This is a genomic window from Saccharopolyspora montiporae, from assembly GCF_015209505.1.
GTDB classification, from domain to species: domain Bacteria; phylum Actinomycetota; class Actinomycetes; order Mycobacteriales; family Pseudonocardiaceae; genus Saccharopolyspora; species Saccharopolyspora montiporae.
In genome coordinates this window covers 233,524-239,719 of record NZ_JADEYC010000015.1, presented here as the reverse complement: position 1 = coordinate 239,719, position 6,196 = coordinate 233,524, and the positions used below count along the sequence as shown (strand labels likewise).

Sequence of the window (6,196 nt, the reverse complement as noted above, 5' to 3'; positions counted from 1 at the left end):
ACCCCGAATTCCGCTGCACCCCGAATTCCGCTGCACCCCGAATTCCGCTGCACCCCGAATTCCGCTGCACCCCGAATTCCGCTGCACCCCGAATTCCGTTGCGCACCGCGCGAATTCGCACCCGCCCGAACGGGAACGAGCACCGGGCTCGCCGCAGAGATCGACGAGTACGAGCCCGAGCCGAAGCCAGTCGACACCGGGGCGCGGAAGACCGGAGAACCGGGGTGCTTTCGTCCGCACCCGGCGACGAAATCCGGAGAACGGGCGCCCGCAACCGACCGATCGCCGATTCAGCCCAGCACAGCGGAGCGGACCGCCGCCTCCAACCGTTCGTGCGCCGCGCGAAGCCCGGACCGATCGGCGCAGACCTCCACGACCCGCAGGCCCGGGCTGGGCCGCAGCGCTTCGGCGAACTCGGAGCGCTGCCGGACCCGGACGTGCTCCACGTGGTGCGCGGCGCACAGCGCTGCGAGGTCGGTGCCGTGCGGGGTACCGAAAACCCGCTCGAATCCCTCGCTGTGTTCCGGGCTTCCCTGCTCCAGCAGGGAGAAGATCCCGCCGCCGTCGTCGTTGAGCACGACCACGGTGAGGTCCGGCCGCGGTTCATGCGGCCCCAGCAGCAGACCGTTGCCGTCGTGCAGGAACGTGAGGTCGCCGAGCAGCGCGTAGCTCGGACCGTCGTGCGCGAGCGCCGCGCCGACGGCGGTGGACACCGTGCCATCGATGCCCGCGGCACCTCGGTTGCGGTGCACCCGCACGTCCGGGCGGTACGGCGCGGCCAGCGCCACGTCCCGCGTCGGATTGGAGGAGCCGAGGGCGAGTAGCGCACCGGACGGCACCGCCTCCACCAGATCCCGGGCCACGGCCGGACCGCTGGGCCAGTGCTCCAGATCCAGTGCACCGTGCAGCGCCGCGGTGGCTTTCTGGTCGGCCTCCTGCCAGCTGGTCAACCAGTCCGGATCGACCGGGCCGTCCGGTGGGCCGAACGCCTCGGCCACCTCGGCGAGGTTGTGCGCCGGAGCGGGCCAGTCCGCACCGGAGTGCGCGAGCCGCACCTCGACCCCGCTCTCGGACAGCAAGCGCTGGACCTGCCGAAACACCGTCGGACGTCCCGCGCACACCACCTGCTCCGGCCGATGCGCGCGAAGGAACTCGGGCAGGTTGAGCAACCACATTCCGGTGCCGATGGTCGAGCTGCCGGGCACGCCCACCGCGCCGGTCTCCGCGAGCACCGGCCATCCGCGACGCTGCGCCCAGCGCCCCGCGACATCGGCGGCCTGGTCGGCGACGAGCACCAGACCGCGCGGCGACGTCGCCCCGGACAGCGTGCTCGGCGCGCGGTCCCGCGTGGAGAGGTCCGTCCAGCCGCGCGACCCGGCCCGCCCGGCCAGTGACTCGCACCACTCCTCGTCGCCGGTGGGCACGAGCGGTTCGCGGAACGGCAGGTTCAGGTGCACCGGGCCGCCACCCGACCCCGAGCGGGCCGCCGAGCAGGTCCGGCAGATCTGGCTGCGCCAGTAGGCGTTCTGCCCCGGGCGGTTCTCCGCCACCGCGAGCTCGTCGAACATCCGGACCGCGGTGCCGAACAACCCGTGTTGTTCGATGGTCTGGTTGGCCCCGGCCGCGCGAAGTTCCGGTGGCCGGTCCGCGGTCAGCACGATCAGCGGGATCGCGGAGTGGAACGCCTCGGTCACCGCCGGATGCAGGTTGGTGGCCGCAGTCCCGGAGGTGCAGATCACCGCGACCGGATCGCCGGAGCGCGCCGCCATGCCCAGGGCCAGGAACCCGGCGCTGCGCTCGTCGATGCGCACGTGCAGGTCGAGGTGCCCGGCCTGCCCGGCGCGGTGGACCGCGTAGGACAGCGGTGCGTTGCGCGAACCGGGGGACAGCACCACCCGGTGCACCCCGTTGCGCACCAGCTCGTCGACGATCACCTCGGCCTGCGCCGTGGAGGGGTTCAACCGATCACCTCTGGACCTATCGTGCCGGATTCCGGGAACGCGGGACATCGTTCCTGCGTCCGTTCCTCCGCGCCGCGCCGGGGATCCGTCGGGGAGGGCCCCCATCGAGCGCCTGCGGGCCCTATTGTCCCAGGCGTGCAGAATTCGCGTGTTTCCGAGCTGTTCGATCCGTCCGTGTGGGAGCCCGTGCCGGGCTTCGAGTTCACCGACATCACTTATCACCGCAGCGTCGAAGAAGGCCCCGGCGGCGGCACCGTGCGCATCGCGTTCGACCGACCGGAGATCCGGAACGCCTTCCGCCCGCACACCGTCGACGAGCTCTACCGGGCCCTCGACCACGCCAGGATGACCAGCGACGTCGGGTGCGTGCTGCTCACCGGGAACGGGCCGTCCCCCCGCGATGGCGGCTGGGCGTTCTGCTCCGGTGGTGACCAGCGCATCCGCGGCAAGTCCGGATACCAGTACGCCGACGGGGAGACCGGGGACACGGTCGATCCGGCGCAGGCCGGTCGGCTGCACATCCTGGAAGTCCAGCGGCTGATCCGGTTCATGCCGAAGGTGGTGATCGCCGTGGTGCCCGGCTGGGCCGCCGGCGGTGGGCACAGCCTGCACGTCGTGTGCGACCTCACGCTGGCCAGCGCCGAGCACGCCCGGTTCAAGCAGACGGACGCGGACGTGGGCAGCTTCGACGGCGGTTTCGGTTCCGCGTACCTCGCCCGGCAGGTCGGGCAGAAGTTCGCCCGGGAGATCTTCTTCCTCGGCCGCCCGTACGACGCCGAGCAGGCGCACGGCATGGGCATGGTCAACGAAGCGGTTCCGCATGCGGAGCTGGAGCGCACCGCGCTGCAGTGGTCCCGCGAGATCAACGGCAAGTCGCCGACCGCGCAGCGGATGCTGAAGTACGCGTTCAACGCGCTCGACGACGGGCTGGTGGGCCAGCAGGTCTTCGCCGGGGAGACCACGCGGCTGGCCTACATGACCGAGGAGGCCGCCGAGGGCCGCGACGCGTTCCTGCAGAAGCGGACGCCGGACTGGTCGGCCTACCCCTGGTACTTCTGAGCGCGGCGCGGCCGAGCTCACCCCGACCGCCGGGCGCACGACCCCTGCCGAGCGCACCGCCGCTGCCGGGACTCGGGCAGGCGCATCGCCCGCACCCCGGCAGCGGCGGATTCCCGCGGATCCGCCGCTGCGCGCCGACACCGCCGTCCTCGCCCGTCGCCCCGCACGCACCTGTCGTCCCGCGCGCACCGATCGCACCGCACTCACCCACCCACTGCGCATCATGATTCCCCGCTGCATCGCCCTCACGAATCATGATCCAGCGAATAATTCCCCTCCGCCATCGCTGGATCCGGTGATCTCGGCGAGGAGTGGAACGTGACGCGGTTCTCCCCGGCGCCCGCGGTGCCGGGGCGGCGGGGACCCCGAGAATGGGGAGCATGCCCACAGATCGCGTGCTGCAGCCGCTCCCGGTCCCGCAGGGGGAGGCAGCGCTCGACATCCTCCCCGCGCTGCGCCGCGCCCTCTCCGGAGACGGACCGGCACTGCTCCCGGTACCGGCGGGCGGCACCGCAGGCGCGGGACCCGCGGACGACCCGGCCGCGCAGCTCGGGGCGGGGGAGTCGCTCGGCCCGGGTGAGGACGATCCCGACGACCCCACGACCCTGGTCGTGGCCACGTCCGGATCCACCGGCGCGGCGAAGGGCGTGCTGCTGAGCACCGGCGCGCTGCGCTCCTCGGCCGAGGCCACCCACCGGCACCTCGGCGGGCCCGGGCACTGGCTGCTGGCCATGCCCGCGCAGCACATCGCCGGGATCCAGGTACTGGTGCGCTCGATCACCGCGGGCAGCACACCGCACGCGGTGGACACCTCCGACGGGTTCCGCCCGGACCGGTTCACCGATGCCGCGCAGCGCTGCCTGGCCGCGGACTCGGCGCACTACACGGCGCTGGTGCCCACCCAACTGGGCCGGTTGCTCGACGACCCGGCCGGGCTGGACGCGCTGCGCCGCTTCGACGCCGTGCTGCTCGGCGGAGCCGCCACGCCGCCCGCCCTGCTGCAGCGGGCGCGGGACACCGGGGTGCAGGTCGTCACCACCTACGGGATGAGCGAAACCGCGGGCGGCTGCGTCTACGACGGGACACCGCTGGACATCGCCCGGGTCCGGATCGAGGCGGACACCCCCGATCCCGCCGTGGCGGAGGATCCGGCAACGACCGGGCGGGTACTGCTGTCCGGACCGATGCTGGCCCGCGGATACCGCGGCCGCCCCGCCGATCCGGCCTTCGCCCGCGGCTGGTTCCGCACCGGTGACCTGGGCGCGCTGCGCGACGGGACGCTGGAAGTGCTCGGCCGCGCGGACGACGTGATCATCAGCGGGGGCCTGAACATCGCACCGCTCCCGGTCGAACAGGTGCTGGTCGCGCAGCGCGGGGTGCGCGAGGCCTGCGTGCTCGGCGTCCCCGATCCGGAGTGGGGCCAGGCCGTGGTGGCGGCGGTGGTGCCCGCGGATCCGGACGCGCCGCCGTCGGCCGAGGCACTGCGCGGCGCCGTTCGCGAGCGGGCACCGGCCGCCGCGCCCAAGCACGTCGAGTTCCTGAGCGCGCTGCCGCTGCGCGGTCCGGGAAAGCCGGACCGGAAGGCACTGACCGAGCTGGTGCGCAGCCGCCTGGAGTCCGGCACCGGCTGACCGCGCTCCGGACGCGTGCGGCCGTGCGCGAGGATGTCCGGCATGGCGACTGTCTCGGAGTGGATCGAAGGCGCGCGGATCCGGACGTTCCCGAACGCCGTGGCACCCGTGCTCGCGGGCACCGGTGCGGCGACGGGGGCAGGCGGGTTCTCGCCGCTCATCGCGGCGCTGGCGCTGGTAGTGGCGCTCGCGCTGATCATCGGCGTCAATTTCGCCAACGACTACTCGGACGGGATCCGCGGCACCGATTTCGACCGGGTGGGCCCGTTCCGCCTGGTCGGCTCGGGGTCGGCCCGCCCGGAGGCCGTGCGCGGCGCCGCGTGGACCTGCTTCGGCGTGGCGGCGGTGGCCGGTCTCGCCGTGGTGCTGCTGTCCGGCCACTGGTGGCTGCTGCTGGTCGGCGCGCTGTGCATCGCCGGAGCCTGGTACTACACGGGAGGGCGGCGCCCGTACGGCTACGCCGGGCTCGGCGAGCTCGCGGTGTTCGTGTTCTTCGGGCTGGTCGCGGTGCTCGGCACGATGTACGTGCAGGCCGACACCATCAGCGGGTTCGGCATCGGCGCCGCGGTGGCGGTCGGTTCGTTCTCCAGCGCCGTGCTGGTGGCCAACAACCTGCGCGACATCCCCTCCGACCTGGAGTCCGGAAAGCGGACGCTGCCCGCGATGCTCGGCGACCGGGACACGCGGACGCTCTACGTGGCCCTCGCGCTGATCCCGTTCCTGATCACGGTGCTCATCGGGCTGCGCAACAGCTGGGCGCTGCTGGGCTTCCTGGCGCTGCCCGCGCTGATCGTGCCGCTGCGCGCCGTGATCAGCGGCGCGGCGGGACGCCGGCTCATCCCCGCCGTCCGGGATACCGGGATCTCGATGCTGGTGTGGTCGGTGGTCAGCGCCGTCGCACTCGCCCTGGGTTGATCCGGCGGGGGCTGATCCGGCGGGGGCGGGCTCAGCCCGCGACGCCGGCCAGCGCGTACTGCGCGACCGCCTGCCCGGTCTCGCACTCGTCGTGGTCGGCTTCGGCCGCGCTGATCGAGACCTGCAGCACCCCACCCGGAACGGCGGAGAACACGGTGCAGTCCCCGGCGCTCAGCCGCTGGGTCCCCGGACGGCCGCCCAGGTCGACCTCCTCGCGGCCGAGGTCCTGGAAACCGCCCGGCTGCACGCCGATCAGCACCGAGCGCCCTTCGGACCGCCCCTCCGAGCGGTCCTCGAAGACGCACCCGGGGATGACCGGGTCCGAACCGACCTGCCGGGGCCGGCCGGTACCCACGGCGAACGCCAGTTCCTCGATCTCCTGCGGGCTGACCAGCCGGCACAGCTCCTCGGGAGCGATGCCGGACAACCGGACCCGCTCGTCCGGTGGCACGTCGCGGCTGATGGACGGGGTCACCGATTCGGCGTCGGACGTGGTGGTCCTGCTGGGTTCACCGGACGGCGCGGGCGCGGACTGCTCCGGCCCGTCCGCACCGCATCCGGCCAGACCGATCGCCAGCAACCCGCTGCCCAGAACCGCGGTCACCCGCGCGCGACGCCTCACCGCCACCA

5 protein-coding genes are annotated in these 6,196 nt (G+C 73.2%); 3 read left to right on the top strand and 2 right to left on the bottom strand.

The features are described from left to right. Positions 1–290 precede the first annotated feature (290 nt). Positions 291–1,961 (bottom strand): 2-succinyl-5-enolpyruvyl-6-hydroxy-3-cyclohexene-1-carboxylic-acid synthase, encoded by a 1,671-nt coding sequence (menD, locus tag IQ251_RS10655; RefSeq protein ID WP_193928327.1) that lies wholly within the window; start codon positions 1,959–1,961, stop codon positions 291–293. 135 nt (positions 1,962–2,096) lie between these two features. On the opposite strand from menD, the gene IQ251_RS10650 reads away from it, so the two are divergent. The 3 genes from IQ251_RS10650 (at position 2,097) to IQ251_RS10640 (ending at position 5,566) form a co-directional block, all read left to right on the top strand. Next, positions 2,097–3,020 (top strand): 1,4-dihydroxy-2-naphthoyl-CoA synthase, encoded by a 924-nt coding sequence (locus IQ251_RS10650; protein ID WP_193928326.1) that lies wholly within the window; start codon positions 2,097–2,099, stop codon positions 3,018–3,020. 380 nt (positions 3,021–3,400) lie between these two features. Next, the gene (menE, locus tag IQ251_RS10645) at positions 3,401–4,651 is read left to right on the top strand and encodes an o-succinylbenzoate--CoA ligase (RefSeq protein WP_193928325.1); all 1,251 of its coding nucleotides are present in this window, start codon (positions 3,401–3,403) and stop codon (positions 4,649–4,651) included. Positions 4,652–4,693: 42 nt separating this feature from the next. Beyond that, positions 4,694–5,566: a 1,4-dihydroxy-2-naphthoate polyprenyltransferase gene (locus IQ251_RS10640; RefSeq protein WP_193928324.1), complete on the top strand. Its 873-nt coding sequence runs from the start codon at positions 4,694–4,696 to the stop codon at positions 5,564–5,566. Positions 5,567–5,597: 31 nt separating this feature from the next. On the opposite strand, the gene IQ251_RS10635 is transcribed toward IQ251_RS10640, so the two are convergent. Next, positions 5,598–6,194: a DUF3558 family protein gene (locus IQ251_RS10635; RefSeq protein WP_193928323.1), complete on the bottom strand. Its 597-nt coding sequence runs from the start codon at positions 6,192–6,194 to the stop codon at positions 5,598–5,600. Between the last annotated feature and the right edge of the window lie 2 nt (positions 6,195–6,196).

Excerpts from the sequence above, each read along its gene's own strand:
- menE (WP_193928325.1), top strand. The coding sequence starts at position 3,401 with ATGCCCACAGATCGCGTGCTGCAGCCGCTCCCGGTCCCGCAGGGGGAG.
- IQ251_RS10640 (WP_193928324.1), top strand. The coding sequence starts at position 4,694 with ATGGCGACTGTCTCGGAGTGGATCGAAGGCGCGCGGATCCGGACGTTC.